General features: G+C 71.8%; 18 protein-coding genes and 1 pseudogene. 13 read left to right on the forward strand and 6 right to left on the reverse strand.

Going from position 1 to position 17,303, the window contains the following annotated elements; all coding sequences use genetic code 11:
- Positions 1-95 precede the first annotated feature (95 nt).
- A complete protein-coding gene (locus J7W19_RS22785) occupies positions 96-857 on the forward strand; it encodes an enhanced serine sensitivity protein SseB C-terminal domain-containing protein (RefSeq protein WP_004949848.1) in 762 nt (253 codons plus the stop codon).
- A gap of 239 nt (positions 858-1,096) precedes the next feature.
- Here J7W19_RS22785 and J7W19_RS22790 read toward each other — a convergent pair whose 3' ends face one another.
- Complete coding sequence (locus tag J7W19_RS22790) at positions 1,097-1,369, reverse strand: hypothetical protein (RefSeq protein ID WP_004949845.1); 273 nt, start codon at positions 1,367-1,369, stop codon at positions 1,097-1,099.
- A gap of 426 nt (positions 1,370-1,795) precedes the next feature.
- Between J7W19_RS22790 and J7W19_RS22795 the strand changes: the two genes are divergently transcribed.
- The 7 genes from J7W19_RS22795 to J7W19_RS22825 all read left to right on the forward strand — a co-directional run bounded on the left by J7W19_RS22795 (position 1,796) and on the right by J7W19_RS22825 (position 9,750).
- Complete coding sequence (locus J7W19_RS22795; protein ID WP_004949844.1) at positions 1,796-2,800, forward strand: ABC transporter permease; 1,005 nt, start codon at positions 1,796-1,798, stop codon at positions 2,798-2,800.
- A gap of 151 nt (positions 2,801-2,951) precedes the next feature.
- Positions 2,952-4,736, forward strand: coding sequence for an ABC transporter substrate-binding protein (locus tag J7W19_RS22800; protein WP_040891318.1), 1,785 nt, complete (start codon positions 2,952-2,954; stop codon positions 4,734-4,736).
- A gap of 143 nt (positions 4,737-4,879) precedes the next feature.
- Positions 4,880-5,878, forward strand: a complete 999-nt coding sequence (locus tag J7W19_RS22805) for an ABC transporter permease (protein ID WP_040891324.1) — start codon at positions 4,880-4,882, stop codon at positions 5,876-5,878.
- Positions 5,875-6,975: an ABC transporter ATP-binding protein gene (locus J7W19_RS22810; RefSeq protein ID WP_004949836.1), complete on the forward strand. Its 1,101-nt coding sequence runs from the start codon at positions 5,875-5,877 to the stop codon at positions 6,973-6,975. Before J7W19_RS22805 ends, J7W19_RS22810 begins: the two co-directional genes overlap by 4 nt.
- Entirely contained in the window at positions 6,972-8,087 is a 1,116-nt protein-coding gene (locus tag J7W19_RS22815) for an ABC transporter ATP-binding protein (RefSeq protein ID WP_078588156.1), read from the forward strand. Before J7W19_RS22810 ends, J7W19_RS22815 begins: the two co-directional genes overlap by 4 nt.
- Before the next feature lie 74 nt (positions 8,088-8,161).
- Positions 8,162-8,869, forward strand: a complete 708-nt coding sequence (locus tag J7W19_RS22820; RefSeq protein ID WP_004949832.1) for a trimeric intracellular cation channel family protein — start codon at positions 8,162-8,164, stop codon at positions 8,867-8,869.
- 23 nt (positions 8,870-8,892) lie between these two features.
- Positions 8,893-9,750 carry a thioesterase family protein gene (locus J7W19_RS22825; protein WP_004949829.1) on the forward strand — a complete coding sequence of 286 codons (858 nt, stop codon included), beginning with the start codon at positions 8,893-8,895 and terminating at the stop codon, positions 9,748-9,750.
- A 19-nt stretch (positions 9,751-9,769) separates the two neighbouring features.
- Here the strand turns inward: J7W19_RS22825 and J7W19_RS22830 are convergent, their stop codons facing one another.
- Positions 9,770-10,354, reverse strand: a complete 585-nt coding sequence (locus tag J7W19_RS22830; protein WP_004949826.1) for a TIGR03086 family metal-binding protein — start codon at positions 10,352-10,354, stop codon at positions 9,770-9,772.
- Positions 10,355-10,646: 292 nt separating this feature from the next.
- Here J7W19_RS22830 and J7W19_RS22835 point away from each other — a divergent pair, with 292 nt between their 5' ends.
- Both J7W19_RS22835 and mnmA read left to right on the forward strand, forming a co-directional pair.
- Complete coding sequence (locus J7W19_RS22835) at positions 10,647-11,816, forward strand: cysteine desulfurase family protein (protein WP_004949825.1); 1,170 nt, start codon at positions 10,647-10,649, stop codon at positions 11,814-11,816.
- Positions 11,817-11,907: 91 nt separating this feature from the next.
- Positions 11,908-13,050, forward strand: a complete 1,143-nt coding sequence (gene mnmA, locus J7W19_RS22840; RefSeq protein ID WP_040891316.1) for a tRNA 2-thiouridine(34) synthase MnmA — start codon at positions 11,908-11,910, stop codon at positions 13,048-13,050.
- Positions 13,051-13,134: 84 nt separating this feature from the next.
- Here the strand turns inward: mnmA and J7W19_RS22845 are convergent, their stop codons facing one another.
- Entirely contained in the window at positions 13,135-13,713 is a 579-nt protein-coding gene (locus J7W19_RS22845) for a TetR/AcrR family transcriptional regulator (protein ID WP_004949821.1), read from the reverse strand.
- 102 nt (positions 13,714-13,815) lie between these two features.
- Between J7W19_RS22845 and J7W19_RS22850 the strand changes: the two genes are divergently transcribed.
- The 3 genes from J7W19_RS22850 to J7W19_RS22860 all read left to right on the forward strand — a co-directional run bounded on the left by J7W19_RS22850 (position 13,816) and on the right by J7W19_RS22860 (position 15,734).
- Entirely contained in the window at positions 13,816-14,103 is a 288-nt protein-coding gene (locus J7W19_RS22850; RefSeq protein ID WP_004949819.1) for a putative quinol monooxygenase, read from the forward strand.
- Positions 14,104-14,154: 51 nt separating this feature from the next.
- On the forward strand, positions 14,155-14,652 hold the full coding sequence (locus tag J7W19_RS22855; protein ID WP_004949816.1) for a hypothetical protein: 498 nt from the start codon (positions 14,155-14,157) through the stop codon (positions 14,650-14,652).
- A 125-nt stretch (positions 14,653-14,777) separates the two neighbouring features.
- Complete coding sequence (locus J7W19_RS22860) at positions 14,778-15,734, forward strand: SDR family NAD(P)-dependent oxidoreductase (RefSeq protein WP_004949815.1); 957 nt, start codon at positions 14,778-14,780, stop codon at positions 15,732-15,734.
- A 55-nt stretch (positions 15,735-15,789) separates the two neighbouring features.
- On the opposite strand, the gene J7W19_RS22865 is transcribed toward J7W19_RS22860, so the two are convergent.
- The 3 genes and pseudogenes from J7W19_RS22865 to J7W19_RS22875 form a co-directional block, all read right to left on the reverse strand.
- Entirely contained in the window at positions 15,790-15,984 is a 195-nt protein-coding gene (locus tag J7W19_RS22865; protein WP_004949812.1) for a DUF397 domain-containing protein, read from the reverse strand.
- Positions 15,985-16,032: 48 nt separating this feature from the next.
- Positions 16,033-16,188: pseudogene (locus J7W19_RS22870) on the reverse strand (DUF397 domain-containing protein); the annotation flags it as partial.
- 10 nt (positions 16,189-16,198) lie between these two features.
- Positions 16,199-17,050, reverse strand: coding sequence for a helix-turn-helix domain-containing protein (locus J7W19_RS22875; protein WP_078588154.1), 852 nt, complete (start codon positions 17,048-17,050; stop codon positions 16,199-16,201).
- Positions 17,051-17,303: the final 253 nt, after the last annotated feature.

The following is a 17,303-nucleotide window of genomic DNA, read 5'->3' on the forward strand; positions in this document are numbered from 1 at the left end:
AAGCTGGTTGGACGACCGTACGGGAGGCGCGACCGCGCCGTGAGGCAGGGGGCGGACGCGACGCGAGCGTCCGCCGGGAGAAGGGGCGGGATCAGGTGAGCGCGGGCGCGGAGAGCGGCGTGGAGCAGGTGCTGCGCCAAGTGGCGCCCGGGCGGTACGACGTCTACGAGTCGCTGCTGCACGCCGTCGCCGAGGGCCGGTTGTGGATGCTGCTCTGGCACGGCCGGCCCGGCTCGCCCGACGCCCAGTACGGCAACATGGAGGTCGACGGCCTCGGCTACGCCCCCTGCGTCACCTCCGAGCGCGAGCTCGCCGCCAGCGGCTGGAACCGCGCGCACGAGGTCGCCACCGGCCGTACTCTCGCCGCCTCCCTCTACCCGGGCCGCTGGGGCCTGTGGCTCAACCCGCACGCCCCGGGCGGCGGCGTCGGCATCCCCTGGCTCGACCTGCGCCGGATCGCCGGCGGCCTGGACCGGCTGCCCGCGGGCCCCCTCCAGATCTCCGAACCCACCGTCGACATCGCCCGGTTCTACGCCCTGCTGGCGCAGCACGCCCAGCGGACGCCCGCCGTCCGGGCCCTGCGCCGCGCCTGGGTCCAGCCGGCGATCGGCGCCGCGTACCTGGCGATCGGCCTCGACCTGTACGACACCTCGCCGCCGGCCGTGGAGTCCGTGCGGGCGATGATGCAGCAGGTGGTGGCCGTGGTGCCGGAGGGGCTGCCGGTGTCCACGGTGGCCATGTCGGACGAGTTCGACCCGGTGGCCCTGTGGATGCGCGCCCACGCCCGCCCGTTCTACGGCCACGCCGCCCCGAGCGGGGCGGCGGCACCGGTGCCGGGGTACGGGTACCCGCACTAGCGACGCGGCCCGCGGCCGTCCCGCCCTTCCCACGCCCGCGGCCGTCCCGCCCGTCCGGGCGCGCCCGCGCCCGTCCCACCCGCCGGCGGCCCCAAGCCCGTCCGCGCTCGTCCAGGCCCGCCCGCGCCCGTCCAGGCCCGCCCGGGCCCGTCCCGCCCGAGCCCGGCCGCCGCGCGCACGCGAACCGGCCGGCCCGTCGACGACGGACCGGCCGGCAGATGGGGAGGCGTCCCCGGGCGTCACTCCCAGATCCAGAGCTCCCAGCCGCCCGACACGTCGTAGCACTCGTAGTGGGTCGCGCCGTGGCGCATGAAGTACGCGCCGCCGCCCTGGCACTGCTGCTTGCTCTCGTAGAGGTCGATGTAACGGCGCGTGTCGGGGACCACCCGGGAGGCCGAGGAGTCCCCGGAGGGGGCCGCCATGGCCGAGGCGCCCGCGGCCAGGGCGCCGGTCAGTCCGAGGGTGAGCGCCGCGCCCGCCATGGCGGCGCGGTGGATCAGCTTCCGTGTCACGTCAACTCCCTTGATTGGAGCGGCAGATGGATCACCGGGATCGACGGTGAGCCTGATCGTTTACAGTGCCGCTGTCAAGCCTCAGGGGTCACTTGTGCCACTTGCGCCACATCCGTAACGCCATTACCAATGGGCGGAGTTGATGGTTCCCCGCCCCTTCGCTGAGCGGCCGCCCCCGTCCGTATAACGGAACCTCGCATCGCACATCACGGTTGCGCATCCATTGGTTGCCAGGTCTGGCGGGTGATCGTGAACGCGTTGAAGACTCCCGCTCCAAGGACCCGCAGGTCCGGTGTACGACCAGCTCCGCTTGTACTTCCCGCACCACAGCACCGCACAGCACCGCATGTGTCAGTGATGTCGACCAGCCGCGACCGCGCGGCAGGCGGAGGCCGGTTCCACCGGCCGAGAGGGGTCCAGCGAACGATGACGGCACCACTCCCCGAGACGAGCGCGACCGGGACCGCGACCGTCGTCGCCGACGCGGAAATACCGGTCCCGGGCACGACGATCGAGGGCCGCTCCCCGTGGCGCATCGCCTGGACGCGGCTCAAGCGCGACAAACTGGCCCTCGCCGGCGGGATCGTGGTCCTGCTCCTCATCCTGGTCGCGATCTTCGCCCCGCTGATCGTGAGCCTGCTGGGCCACCCGCCGAACGAGTACCACGAGGACCAGATCGACCCCCTCTTCGGCACCCCGAAGGGCTCGTGGGGCGGCATCAACGGGGACTTCCTGTTCGGCGTCGAGCCGGTCAACGGCCGGGACGTCTTCAGCCGGGTCGTGTACGGCGCCCGGGTCTCCCTGCTCGTCGCCTTCCTCGCGGCCGTGGTCGCCGTGGTGATCGGCACCGTCCTGGGCATCGTCGCCGGCTACTTCGGCGGCTGGGTGGACACCGTGGTGAGCCGGGTGATGGACGCCCTGCTGGCCTTCCCGCAGCTGCTCTTCATCATCGCGCTGATCTCCGTCGTCCCCAACGAGCTGTGGGGACTGAGCGGTTCGGGCGTCCGGATGGCCGTCCTCATCGGGGTGATCGGCTTCTTCGGCTGGCCCTACGTGGGGCGCATCGTGCGCGGGCAGACGCTCTCACTGAGGGAGCGCGAGTACGTGGAGGCGGCGCGCAGCCTGGGCGCGGGGCGGACGTACATCCTCTTCCGCGAGCTGCTGCCCAACCTGGTCGCGCCGATCACCGTCTACGCCACGCTGATGATCCCGACCAACGTCCTCACCGAGGCCGCGCTGAGCTTCCTCGGCGCCGGCGTCAAGCCGCCCACGTCGTCCTGGGGGCAGATGCTCTCCAAGGCCGTCAACACCTACGAGGGCGACCCGATGTTCATGGTGATCCCGGGCCTCGCCATCTTCGTCACCGTGCTGGCGTTCAACCTCTTCGGCGACGGCGTCCGGGACGCCCTGGACCCCAAGGGCTCGCGCTAGCCGCACCCGCACCACAGTTCACAGGGAGCGATCCGACGGGGCGTCACTCACGACGCACCCGGTCCCTCCCGCATCAGGAGTACGAGCTGAAGGAACCACCCCCATCGCGGTCCGCTCCCCGGCCCGCGACGATCACGGAGGTCGCGACATCTTGGCAACGCACAGGACTTCGAGGCGCGGAACGGCCGCGGGCGCGGCACTGGTGGTCGCGGCCCTCGTCGGGGTCACCGCCTGCGGTGGCGGAGGCGGCAGCAAGGACGACAAGGGCGGGGGCGGAGGCGGCAAGGGCCCCGGCTTCAACGCGGGCGTCGAGAAGGTCGCCAGCCCGTCCGACAAGAAGGGCGGCGAGCTGAAGTTCATCGCCACCCAGGAGGCCGACTCCTGGGACCCGCAGCGCATGTACTACGGCTTCGCCTGGGACTTCGCCCGCTACTACGTCCGCACCCTCGTCACCTCCAAGCCCGCGCCGGGCCACGAGAGCGCCGAGCTGGTGCCGGACCTGGCCACCGACCTGGGCAAGGTCTCGGACGACAAGAAGACCTACACGTTCACCCTGAAGGACGGGATCACCTGGGAGGACGGCAGACCGATCACCGCCCAGGACATCAAGTACGGCATCGAGCGCACCTGGGCGCAGGACAAGATCTCCGGCGGCCCGACCTGGCTGATGCAGGTCCTGGACCCGGAGAAGAAGTACAAGGGCCCCTACAAGGACGACAGCAAGGACAAGCTGGGCCTGTCCGCGATCGAGACGCCCAACGCCAAGACCATCACCTTCAAACTCGCCAAGCCCAACGGCGACTTCCTCCAGATGCTGGCGCTGCCCGCCGCGAGCCCGGTGCCCCAGGACAAGGACACCGCGGAGAAGTACAGCCTGCGGCCGTTCTCCAGCGGACCGTACAAGTTCGAGTCGTACAACCCCAACAAGAGCATGGTCCTCGTCCGCAACGACAAGTGGAACAAGGACTCCGACAAGGTCCGCAAGGCGCTGCCGGACAAGATCTCGGTCAAGTTCACCACCAACGCGGACGCGATGGACAGCGACCTGATCGCGGGCAACTACGACGTCGACCTCAACGCCACCGGCATGGGCTCGGCCGGCCGCCAGAAGGCGCTCCAGACCGCCAAGGGCAACCTGGACAACCCGCAGACCGGCTTCATCCGGTACGCGGCCTTCCCCAAGTCCGTCGCGCCGTTCGACAACGAGCACTGCCGCAAGGCGGTCATCTACGGCGCCGACCACACCTCCCTCCAGACCGCCCGCGGCGGCCCCCAGGCGGGCGGTGACATCGGCCTCAACATGATCCCGCCGGCCGTCACCGGGCACGACGGGTCCTACGACCCGTACAACCTCAAGCAGGGCGCGCCCGACCCCGACAAGGCCCGCGCGGAGCTGAAGGCGTGCGGCAAGCCGGACGGCTTCAAGACCACCATCGCGGTGCGGAACAACAAGCCGCAGGAGATCGCCACGGCCGAGTCGCTCCAGGCGTCCCTGAAGAAGATCGGCATCGAGACGCAGATCGACCAGTACGACGGCGCGCAGTCGTCGACCGTCGTCGGCGCCCCGGCGAACGTGAAGAACAAGAACTACGGGATCATCGTCTTCGGCTGGGGCGCGGACTTCCCCAGCGGCCAGGGCTTCCTCCAGCCCATCGTGGACGGCCGGTTCATCCTCGACACCGCCAACCAGAACTACCCCGAGCTCAACGACCCCGAGGTCAACAAGCTGATGGACCAGGCCATCGCGGAGAGCGACCCGAAGAAGGCGGGGGCGATCTATCAGGAGGCCGACAAGAAGGTCATGGAGGGCGCCTGGTACCTGCCCTTCACCTACGAGAAGAACATCATCTGGCGCAGCTCCCGGCTGACCAACGTCTACACGACGGACGCCTTCAACGGCCGGTACGACTACCAGGCCCTGGGCGTCGTCAAGTGACGGCGCCCGGCCCGCACAGCCCGCAGTCGATCGTCCATCCGCTCCTCCGGCACTCCCGCCGCTAGGCCCGAAGGGCAGGTGAGGGCCGAGTGCGGCGGTCCGGTGGCAACCCCACCCACCGGACCGCCGCCGGGCCGACCGCAGTGTTCGCTTACATCGTCAGGCGACTGTTCGCCGTCATCGTGATGCTGCTCGTGGTCACGCTGGTGACCTTCTTCATCTTCTTCACCATTCCCAAGCTCACCGGGGCCGACCCCGCCGCCATGTACGTCGGCAAGCAGGCGGACCCGCAGACGATCGAGGGCATCCGGCAGAAGCTCGGGCTGAGCGACCCGGTCCTGGTCCAGTTCTGGCACTTCATCACCGGCATCTTCGCCGGCCGCGACTACACCGGGGGCGGCACCACCGACCACTGCCCGGCCCCCTGTTTCGGCTACTCGTTCCGCACCGAGCAGGCCGTCTGGCCGATCCTCACCGACCGGCTGCCCCCGACCCTCTCGCTCGCCGGCGGCGCCTGCGTCATCTGGCTGCTGCTCGGCGTCACCGCCGGCGTCGTCTCCGCCCTCAAGCGCGGCACCAAGATCGACCGCGGCGCCATGATGACCGCCCTGGCCGGCGTCTCGCTGCCGATCTACTTCACCGCCCTGCTGCTGCTCGCGCTGTTCAAGTACAAGCTCGGCTGGACCTCGTCCGAGTACGTGGACTTCGCCGACGACCCGGCCGGCTGGTTCGGCGGGCTGATCCTGCCCTGGGTCGCCCTCGCCTTCCTCTACGCGGCCATGTACGCCCGGCTCACCCGCGCCACCATGATGGAAGTGCTCGGCGAGGACTACATCCGCACCGCCCGCGCCAAGGGACTCACCGAGCGCGTGGTGATCGGCAAGCACGCCATGCGCTCCACCATGACCCCCATCGCCACCATCCTCGGCATGGACCTCGGCGCCCTGGTCGGCAGCGCGATCCTCACCGAGAGCGCCTTCAACCTGCCGGGACTCGGCCAGGCCGCGGTCACCGCCATCAACAACCGCGACCTGCCGATCATCCTCGGCGTGGTGCTCATCGCCGCCACCGCCGTCGTCATCGCCAACCTCGTGGTGGACCTGCTCTACGCCGTGATCGACCCCCGTGTGAGGCTCTCATGACCACCACCCCCGAGCCGGCCGTCGAGACGGCCGCGGAGCCGCCGGGCGACCGCGCCTATCTGGACGTCCGCGACCTGCGCATCCACTTCCCGACCGACGACGGCGTGGTCAAGTCCGTCGACGGGCTCTCCTTCAAGCTGGAGAAGGGCCGCACGCTCGGCATCGTCGGCGAGTCCGGCTCCGGCAAGTCCGTCAGCTCGCTCGGGATCATGGGCCTGCACACCGTCGGCCAGTACGGCCGGCGCAAGGCCCGGATCTCCGGGGAGATCTGGCTGGACGGGCGGGAACTGCTCACCGCCGACCCCGAGGAGGTCCGCCGGCTGCGCGGCCGCGAAATGGCGATGATCTTCCAGGACCCGCTGTCCGCCATGCACCCCTACTTCACCATCGGCGCGCAGATAGCCGAGGCGTACCGGATCCACCACGACACCGACAAGAAGACCGCCCGCAAGCGGGCCGTCGAACTCCTCGACCGCGTCGGCATCCCGCAGCCCGACCGCCGGGTGGACGACTACCCGCACCAGTTCTCCGGCGGCATGCGGCAGCGCGCGATGATCGCCATGGCGCTGGTCAACAACCCCGCCCTGCTCATCGCGGACGAGCCCACGACCGCCCTCGACGTCACCGTCCAGGCGCAGATCCTCGACCTCATCCGCGACCTGCAGAAGGAGTTCGGCTCCGCCGTCATCATCATCACCCACGACCTGGGCGTGGTCGCCGAACTGGCCGACGACATCCTCGTCATGTACGGCGGCCGCTGCGTCGAACGCGGCCCGGCCGAGCAGGTCTTCTACGAGCCCCAGCACCCGTACACCTGGGGCCTGCTCGGCTCCATGCCGCGCATCGACCGTGAGCAGACCGAACGGCTGATCCCGGTCAAGGGCTCCCCGCCCAGCCTGATCAACGTGCCGCCCGGCTGCGCCTTCAGCCCGCGCTGCCCGTACGCCGACGTGCCGGCGGAAGGGGTCACCCGGACCGTACGGCCCGAACTCCGGCCGGTGACGGGGGAGAAGAGCCGGGGCCACGTCGCCGCCTGCCACATGGCGCAGGAGGAACGGACGCGGATCTGGACCGAAGAGATCGCTCCCAAGCTGTGAAGGACCGAGCTGTGCCTGAAGACAACGACGCGGTTCCCGTGGGAGCGCCGGAGAAGGCGGTCGCGCTCGACAAGGAGGCCCCGGCCACCGCCCCGGACGCCGCCGCCCGGCCCCTGCTCCGGGTGGAGGGCCTGGTCAAACACTTCCCGATCACCAAGGGGCTGCTCCGCCGCCAGGTCGGGGCCGTGCACGCCGTGGACGGCATCACCTTCGAAGTCCGCCCCGGCGAGACCCTCGGCGTGGTCGGCGAGTCGGGCTGCGGCAAGTCCACCATGGGCCGGCTGGTGACCCGGCTGCTCGAACCCACCGGCGGGACCGTGGAGTTCGAGGGCCGGGACATCTCCCACCTGGGGGTGGGCGGAATGCGCCCGCTGCGCCGGGACATCCAGATGATCTTCCAGGACCCGTACTCCTCGCTGAACCCCCGGCACACCGTCGGCACCATCGTCGGCGCGCCCTTCCGGCTCCAGGGCATCACGCCCGAGGGCGGGGTGAAGAAGGAGGTGCAGCGGCTGCTGGGGCTGGTGGGGCTCAACCCCGAGCACTACAACCGCTACCCGCACGAGTTCTCCGGCGGCCAGCGGCAGCGCATCGGCATCGCCCGCGCGCTGGCGCTCAAGCCGAAACTGGTGATCGCCGACGAGCCGGTCTCCGCGCTGGACGTCTCGATCCAGGCCCAGGTGGTCAACCTGCTGGACGACCTCCAGGACGAGCTCGGGCTGACGTACATCATCATCGCCCACGACCTGTCGGTGATCCGGCACGTCTCGGACCGGATCGCGGTGATGTACCTGGGCAAGATCGTGGAGCTGACCGACCGCGGCTCGCTCTACAGCACCCCCCTGCACCCCTACACCAAGGCCCTCCTCTCGGCCGTGCCGGTGCCCGATCCGCGCCGGCGGGCCAAACGGGAGCGCATCCTGCTGAAGGGCGACGTACCGTCGCCGATCTCGCCGCCGTCGGGCTGCCGGTTCCACACCCGGTGCTGGAAGGCGACGGAGGTCTGCCGGCGGGACGAGCCGGTGCTGACCGCGCTGCGGCCCGGGCACCAGGTGGCGTGCCACCACCCTGAGGAGGCGGCGGAGGCGGGAGCGGGGGAGGCGGCGGCCTGAGCGAACGGGCCCCGCGAGGGAACCCTCCCAGGGCGGGACAAGGGGGACACCCGGCCGACCGGTAAGAATGTCGCGTGCTCACCGATCTGTTCTCCCCCTCCGTCCAGCACTGGCTGGACATCGTCGGGATCTTCGTCTTCGCGATCTCCGGCGCGCTGCTCGGCGTCCGCAAGAACTTCGACGTCTTCGGCATGGCGGTGCTGGCGGAGGTCACGGCACTGGGCGGAGGTCTCTTCCGGGACCTGGTCATCGGTGCCGTGCCGCCCGCGGCCTTCAGCGACCTCGGCTACTTCGTCACCCCGCTGATCGCCACGCTGATCGTCTTCTTCCTGCACCCCGAGGTGGAACGGATCACCAGTGCGGTGAACGTCTTCGACGCCGCCGGGCTCGGCCTCTTCTGCGTCACCGGGACGGTCAAGGCGTACGCCCACGGGCTCGGCCTCACCCAGTCCGCCACCCTCGGACTGGCCACCGCGGTGGGCGGGGGAGTGCTGCGCGACGTCCTCGCCCACGAGGTCCCGTCGCTGCTGCGCTGGGACCGCGACCTGTACGCCGTCCCCGCCATGGCCGGCGCCACGACGGCGGCCCTGATGCTGAAGTTCGGCGCGCTGCACGGCGCCACCAACGCCATCCCGGTCGTCGTCGGGTGCGGACTGCGGCTGCTCGCGATGCGCTTCCACTGGCGGGCCCCGCGCGCCTGGCACCGGAGGAGCGCGGCGGCGGAGGAGGTGGCGCCCGGTGTCGGGCCGAATGCCACGCCGCGTAAGGCTACCCGCCGGTAACCTACCGGTAGTACGGTGCCCGCATGGCACTGGCAAGCATCGGCAACAGCGAGTTCGACCGGGACACCGCGATCACGCCGCGCGCCCCGGGCGTCACCGGGGACGGCACCGCCGAACACGACGTCCACATCCACCAGGGCTGGACGCTCTTCGGCGCGGCCAACGGCGGCTACCTCCTCGCCACCGCGGCGCGCGCCCTCGCGGACACCCTCCCGCACCCCGACCCGTTCACCGTCACCGCCCACTACCTGAGCGCCACCCGGCCGGGCCCGGCCGTCGTCCGCAGCAGCCGGGCGCACACCCGGCGGTCGCTCTCCACCGGCCAGGCGAGCCTGTTCCAGACGGCCGGCGACGGCACCGAGGTGGAACGGCTGCGGGTGCTCGCCACGTACGGCGACCTGGACGCGCTCCCCGAGGACGTGCGCACCACCGCCAAGCCGCCGGAGCTGCCGCCGCGCGAGCACTGCGTCTCCCGCGACGGCCTCGGCGACGGCGAGGGCTTCGGCGCCGCCGAGATCGTCGCCCGTCTCGACCTGGCGCTCGACCCGGCCACCGCCGGCTGGGCGACCGGCGGGCCGACGGGCCCGGGCGAGATGCGCGGCTGGTTCGACTTCGCGGACGGCCGCGACCCGGACCCGCTCTCCCTCCTCCTGGCCGCCGACGCGCTCCCGCCCACGACGTTCGACCTGGGCGTCATCGCCTGGGTCCCGACGGTCGAACTCACCGTCCACGTCCGCCGCCGACCCGCCCCGGGCCCCCTCCGCATCGCGGTCGTCACCCGCAACCTCGCGGGCGGCTTCCTGGAGGAGGACGCGGAGATCTGGGACAGCGCGGACCGGCTGGTGGCGCAGTCGCGGCAGCTGGCGCGACTGCTGTCCTGAGGCGCGCGACCCTGGCCGGTCAGTCCAGCGGGCGCCCGGTGCGGGCCGCCAGCCGGGTGTGCACGTCGGCACCTTCGGGGGCCGGCCGGGCGGCGCCGAAGGCTCCCTCCTTGCCCTCGGGCGGCAGCGTCTCGGCCACCTTGAGGGCGAGCTCGGACAGCTCCGGGTCGAGGGTCACGGGTCGGCCGAGCGCCTGGTTGAGGTCCCAGGTGTGGGTGACCAGCTCCAGCACCAGGAAGCTCACCACGCCGTGGCCGGGCGACTTCCCCCACGGCACGTCGTACTTGGCGGTCAGCAGGGACTCGTCGTCCCAGGCGGCGGCGAGCCGGTCGCCCGCCTCCGCGACGGCGGCGCCCCAGCCGTCGTCCGCCACCTGCGGGGTGGGCAGCGGCCCGCTCCGCTTGAACCCGCCGGCGGCGGCGACGCCCGCCAGAGCGCGCGCGGCGCCGACGAGATGCTGCAGCAGCCCCTTGACGTCGTACTCGGCGCACGGGGTCGGATCGGTCAGCCGTTCCGGCCGCACCTCGGCGGTGACGGCGGCCAGCTGCGCGACGGCCCGGCGCAGGTGCGGGCGAGGGTCGGGAACGTTTTCGGTGTCGGGCACGGGCGGCTCTCCTCGGTGCGCTGCGGGTGGTGGTACGGGCGGATCGCCCCAGCAGAGCCTGCCGCTCAAGAACGCGGCTCGCCGTGCGCTTTTCGGCCAATATGAGGGCCGAATCGGTCCGTCCGCCACCTGTCCACCAGCCCGTCCGCCACCCACCCATCAGCCCGTCCGGCGTTTGAGGACAACCGCGCGGAGCGCGGTTTCGGGGGTGCGGGGGCGGCAGCCCCTGCCGGAAACGGCGAAAGGGCGGGACTGGGGCACTCCTCCCACCGAACCGTAGAATCGTCCCACCATGGCCTACCTCGACCACGCAGCCACCACTCCGATGCTCCCGGAGGCGGTGCGGGCGATGACCGCCCACCTCCCGGTAGCCGGGAACGCCTCGTCGCTGCACGCCGCCGGGCGCGCGGCCCGCCGCACCGTCGAGGAGGCCCGCGAATCGCTCGCCGCCGCACTCGGCGCCCGCCCCAGCGAGGTCGTCTTCACCGCCGGCGGCACGGAAGCGGACAACCTCGCCGTCAAGGGCCTGTACTGGGCCCGCCGCGCGGCCGACCCCGCACGGACCCGGGTCCTCGCCAGCCCGGTGGAGCACCACGCCGTCCTCGACGCCGTCGACTGGCTGGCGGACCACGAGGGCGCCACCGTCGAGTACCTGCCGGTCGACGCGCACGGCAGGGTGCACCCGGAGGCGCTCCGCGAGGCGATAGCCCGCGACCCGGCGAACGTCGCCCTGATCACGGTCATGTGGGCCAACAACGAGATCGGCACGATCCAGCCGATCCGTGAACTCGCCTCCGTCGCGGCCGAGTTCGGCATCCCGATGCACGCCGACGCCGTCCAGGCGGTGGGCCAGCTGGACGTGGACTTCGCCGCCTCCGGCCTGGCCGCGATGACCGTCAGCGGCCACAAGATCGGCGGCCCGTACGGCATCGGCGCGCTGCTGCTGGGCCGCAGCCACACGCCCGTCCCCCTGCTGCACGGCGGCGGTCAGGAGCGGCACGTGCGCTCGGGCACCCTGGACGTCCCCGCGATCGCCGCCTTCGCGGTGGCGGGCACGCTGGCGGCCGAGCGCCGCGAGGAGTTCGCGCGCGAGGTCGGCGCGCTCCGCGACCGCCTGATCGCCGGCGTCCTGGAGGCCGTCCCCGACGCGGTCCTCGGCGGCGACCCGGACCCGGCGGGCCGCCTGCCCGCCAACGCCCACTTCTCCTTCCCCGGCTGCGAGGGCGACTCGCTGCTGCTCCTCCTGGACGCCCAGGGCATCGAGTGCTCGACCGGCTCGGCCTGCACCGCAGGCGTCGCCCAGCCCAGCCACGTCGTCCTCGCCACCGGTACGGATCCGGAGCTGGCCCGCGGCACGCTCCGCTTCTCGCTCGGCCACACCTCCACGGAGGCGGACGTGGCGGTGGTCCTGGAGGCGATCGGCCCGGCGGTGGAACGGGCGAGAACCGCGGGCCTGAGCTAGCCGGGCCTCGGGGCGGGGCGCGACGGCCCGCGCGATGACCCCCGAAATGGGGGAGGGGACGAGATCGCGCCTCCCGTACCCTGGAGAGGCTATGACTGACTTCCCGGGTGCACCCGATCCCCAGGCCCCCCGCAAGGGACTCCGCGTCCTCGCCGCCATGTCCGGCGGCGTCGATTCCGCCGTCGCCGCGGCCCGCGCCGTCGAAGCGGGCCACGACGTGACCGGCGTGCACCTGGCCCTGTCGGCCAACCCGCAGTCCTTCCGCACCGGCGCCCGCGGCTGCTGCACCATCGAGGACTCCCGCGACGCCCGCCGCGCCGCCGACGTGATCGGCATCCCCTTCTACTGCTGGGACCTGGCCGAGCGCTTCCGCGAGGACGTCGTCGAGGACTTCGTCGCCGAGTACGAGGCCGGCCGCACCCCCAACCCCTGCCTGCGCTGCAACGAGAAGATCAAGTTCGCGGCGCTGCTGGACAAGGCGCTCGCCCTGGGCTTCGACGCGGTCTGCACCGGCCACTACGCGACGGTCGTCCTCAACGAGGACGGCACCCGCGAGCTGCACCGCGCCAGCGACATGGCCAAGGACCAGTCGTACGTGCTCGGCGTCCTGGACGAGCGCCAGCTCGCGCACGCGATGTTCCCCCTGGGTGACACGATCACCACCAAGGAGGAGATCCGCGCCGAGGCCGAGCGCCGCGGCCTGGCCGTCGCGAAGAAGCCGGACAGCCACGACATCTGCTTCATCGCCGACGGCGACACCCGCGGCTTCCTCGCCAAGCGCCTCGGCACCGCCGAGGGCGACATCGTCGACGAGACCGGCGCCAAGGTCGGCACCCACGAGGGCGCCTACGGCTTCACCATCGGCCAGCGCAAGGGCCTCCGCCTCGGCCACCCGGCCCCCGACGGCAAGCCGCGCTACGTCCTCGACATCTCCCCGGTGAACAACACCGTCACCGTGGGCCCCGCCGAGGCCCTGGACGTCTCCGCCCTCACCGCCATCCGCCCCCGCTGGTGCGGCACCGCCCCCACCGGCCCCGGCCGCTACACCGCCCAGCTCCGCGCCCACGGCGGCGAGACCCCGGTCACGGCGGAGCTCGTGGACGGCACCCTCCAGGTCACCTTCACCACTCCCGTCCGCGGCGTCGCCCCGGGCCAGGCGATCGTCCTCTACGACGGCACCCGCGTCGTCGGCTCGGCCACCATCGCCTCGACGGAACGGGCCGTCGCGGCCTGAACGGAGCCCGCTGCTCCTGGGCGCGGCCGACTCGACGTCGCCGCACGGCGGTTCACCGGAGCCTTCGGGCGGGCCGGGGAACCGTCACCCCTCACTCGGCGGGGTGTCCCGACGGACGCCGAGGATGATGTCGGCGGCGCGGTCGATGACCGCCGCGCGGGTGGTGCCGGGGTGGTCGGCGGCGAGGAAGTGGCTGCCGATGGCCGTGCAGAAGGCGAGCAGGGCGCGGGCCTCGACCTCGTCGGGGTCGGCGCAGGTGACGCCGAGCGCGTCGCGCACCAGCTGGATGCGCTTGTTGTCGACGCGGCGCAGGCGCTCGGCGACGGCCTGGTCGCGGCGGGCCCACTCGCGGATGGCGAGGTCGATGGGGAGTAGGCGGTCGCCGGAGAAGGTGAGCTGCCCGGCCAGGCGGACCTTTTCCCGTACGTCGCCGCCCTCACGCTCGACCCGGGCGATGACGTCGTCGACGCTCTCGCGCTCCCAGGCGTCCAGCATCGCCGTCAACAGGGCCTCGCGGTCGGCGAAGTACCCGTAGAAGCCGCCTTTGGTGACCCCCATCGCCTTGGCGAGCGCCTCGACCCGCACCGAGTCCACCCCGCCTGAGGCCAGGGCCGCCAGCCCCGCCTCGATCCACTTCTCCCGCGGGGTACGCAACGCGCCCATCTGTGGCCCACCTCACCCTGTCCATCCGATTGTACGGAGCCGTATATCGCCCTACTCTGGCGTTGTACGGCATCGTATAACTGTCCGGGAGAGGACACCCCCATGGCGTTCGGTTTCGTTGCCTTCCACTACCCCGCCCCCGAGCACCTCGACGCGTTCGTCCGCGAGGCCCACCAAGTCGCCGAGGCGGCGCGGCGGCAGCCCGGATTCCTGTCCGTCGGGGTCTGGGTCACCCCGGACGGCGACGCCGTCGTCACCACCGGGGCGTACGAGTCCGAGGCGGCCTTCGTGGCGGCGTCCGAGGTCGGCCGCGAGATGGGCGCGACGCCGGACGGCATCAGCGACCTGGAAGTGAAGCCCCGCGAGGTCCACTTCCTCGTGTCGCGCTGACGAACTGTTCCGCCCTGCCCGACAGTTCGACGCCACCCACGAGGAGCGATGATGACCGACCCCGTTGCCCGCCCGCGGGTTGCGGACCGGGTGCGCCACATCCCGGTGCCGCCCGCCGCGCACGCGCTCAGCACACTGCCGCGGATCGACTACGAGAACGCCGTGCTCGCCGAACCCGACCCGGCACCGGACCGCACCGCCCTGCGATGGGCGCGAGCCGTTCTGGAAGACGCGGACGCCGAGACGCGCCAGGCCCTCACCCAGGGCTGGACGTCGCTCGGCCTCGCCCTCGCACCGGCCGGATCCGACGGCCACGTACTCGGCTGGCGAGTGCGCGGCAGCACCCCGGACGCCGTGCTCCTCGCCGCCGACGCCACCCGGGGACTCCGCGGCGAGCTGCTCTTCCAACGGGCACAAGGCACGCTCCTGTTGGCCTGTTTCATCCGACTGGACGACGACGCGGCACGCGCCTTGTGGGCCCAGGTCGAGAGTCACCACCCCCAGGTCATGCACCGCCTTCTCGAACAGGCCGTATCCCGGGCGACGTGACCGGGCGGGACGCCTGGTGGCCGGGCATCGGAGGTCTGTCGGCGGTGGCCGCGGCCTGTCGGTGGTCCGTCGGTGGAGGCCGCGAGGGTGAACGGGTTGCCGCCCAGCGCAAGGAGCCTGTCATCGTGTCTTCCGCATCCCCGAGCCGAGCGTGGGACGTCCGCCGGCCGCCCTCCGCCGAGGGCAGGACTGTCCTGGTCACCGGGGGCAACGCCGGGATCGGCTACTTCGTCGCGGAGCAGCTCGCCGCCACCGGCGCCCTCGTCGTGCTCGGCAGCCGGAACGCGGCCAAGGCCGACGCCGCCATGGCCGCGATCCGCTCGCGCGTGGCCGGCGCGCGCCTGCGGCACCTTCCGCTGGACCTCGCCGACCTGTCGTCCCTGAAGACCGCCGTGGAGGGATCGGGTCTCGACCGGCTCGACGCGGTGGTCCACAACGCGGGTGTCGCGCTCGACCACCCGCCGCGCCGGGTGACGGCGGACGGCCACGAGCTGATGTTCGGCACCAACCACCTCGGTCACTTCGCGCTCACCCAGTGGCTGGCCCCGCTGCTGTCCGCGGCCCCGGCCGGTCGCGTCGTGACGGTCGGCAGCTTCGCGGCGCGGTCCGAGCGCCTGGACCCGGACGACCCGCAGTCGACCCGCGACTACCGGCCCAAGCGCACCTACGGCCGGTCCAAGCTGGCGCAGATGTGCTTCGGCTTCGAACTCGACCGCCGCTTGCGTGCCGTCGGCAGCCCGGTGCTCAGCGTGGTCGCGCACCCAGGTGGTGCGCTGGACGGCCTCACGCCGTCCCGCCCGCCTGTGCACGAGACGAAGCGCGGCGCGCGGCTGCGCGCCTTGCCCGCCGGGCTCCTGGTGCAGGGCAAGGAAGCGGGGGCTTGGCCCGTCGTCCGCGCCGTCCTCGACCCGGACGTGCGGGGCGGGCAGTTGTGGGGGCCGAGGATCTTCGGCCTGCGGGGCGCGCCGCGGCGCGAGCCCGCCCCCGCCCACATGGCCGACGAGACCGCCGCCGCCCGCCTCTGGAGGCTCAGCTGCGAACTGACGGGCACGGATCCGTGCCTCGGCTTTTCCTCCCGGTAGGCCACGGTGGCGCTCGGGGCGCGCCGAGGTCCCCGCCGCCGCCCGTTCCGCCCCGTCAGGCGCTGTCGGCGGTCGCGCTCGCCCTTATCCCACGCACCAGCGCCCGGAAGGCGCTCGGGCCGGTCCGTACGACCTGGTCGGGCTCGGTGCTTTCGCGCAGGGCGATGCCGCCCTTCACGGCCGCGATCTCCAGACAGTTGTTCCCGCCGCCCGCGCACATGGACGAGCGTTGCCAAGGGGGACGGTCCATGAAACAACTCCTCACAGCCGCGAACGGGGCGCCTGCTCTTATCTCGCGTATCAGCGAGTGGAAAGCGCTCGGGCTGGTCCGTATGACGTGTTCGGGTTCGGAGCTCTCGCGTAGGGCTATACCGGGTGTGTTCGCGCGCACCTGTACGCAGTTGTTACCACCCTCCTCTGAGAACGACGACTTGACCCAGCTGCGGCTGTACAACCCGCTCCCCCTAGAGCTCTTTGGCGACGGTGAAGATGAAGTCCCTCGACTTCTCCCGGGACAACGCGGTCTTTTCGACGATGTCCAGCCTCGTGCGGAAGTTGGACAACTGCGTCGGTGAGTCGATGAACACGGCTCCGGTCGGGGAGTCCATGTGCACGGTGTCCAGGCACGTGTGGGTGTACTCCGCGTAGAGGACCGAGTTGCCGGCCATCGGGAAGCCTCCGGCCGCGAAGGGGATGACCAGGAGGGTGACGTTGTCGCGTTCGCTCGCCTCCAGGAGATGGGTCAGCTGGGAGCGGGCGGTGTCACGTCCGCCCAGTTGCATGCGCAGGGCGGCTTCATGGATGGTCCCTACGTACGGGATCGCATGGTCACCGGTGACGACGGCCTGTCGGGCGAGCCTGTGTGCGACGCGCAGCTCGACCTCAAGCCGCCGCAGCGGTGGCACGATGAGGTCGAAGATGGCCCGCGCGTGATCCTCGGTCTGGAAGAGGCCCGGCAGATGCGCGGTCTGGACGGTCCGTAACCGGATGGCGCCGTGTTCCAATTCGGATACGTCGAGGAAGCCAGGCGGGATCTTGCCCCGGTACTCGTCCCACCAGCCGCCTTTGCGTCCGCCCGTCATCCGTGCCAGCGCGTCGACCAGCGAATCGTCCTCGCATTCGTAAATGCTCACGAGACGTCGGAGGCGTTCTTCGCTGATCCCGAAACGGCCTGCCTCGATGTTGGAGATCGCTGTCCGGTCGGCGCCCAGCAGACCGGCCGCTGTCGGTGCGGACATCCCGACTGCCTCGCGGAGTCGACGCAACTCCGTACCGAACCGGCGCTGAAGGATCGGCGGGGCTTGCCTTGGTGCCATGTGCCCTCTCTCTGCGGTCGCGGACAGTGTGCCCGTGCGGACGGCTCCGGTCCATTGCGACTGCGGGAAGCACCCGTTGTAGTGAAACGGGTCGCACGGGTTATAGAGCGGGCGCTACGGTGTGGCGCGAGCCACCCGCTCCCCACCCCACCACGCCTCCGGAAGCGCACCGCGCTCACCCCCGTCGCGGCACTGACACCGCGAGGCGCCAGAGCTCTGGGTCCGCCCAGTCGCGACCCCAACTCCACGCAAC

It is taken from the genome of Streptomyces mobaraensis NBRC 13819 = DSM 40847 (genome assembly GCF_017916255.1).
In the GTDB taxonomy this organism is placed as follows: Bacteria; Actinomycetota; Actinomycetes; order Streptomycetales; family Streptomycetaceae; genus Streptomyces; species Streptomyces mobaraensis.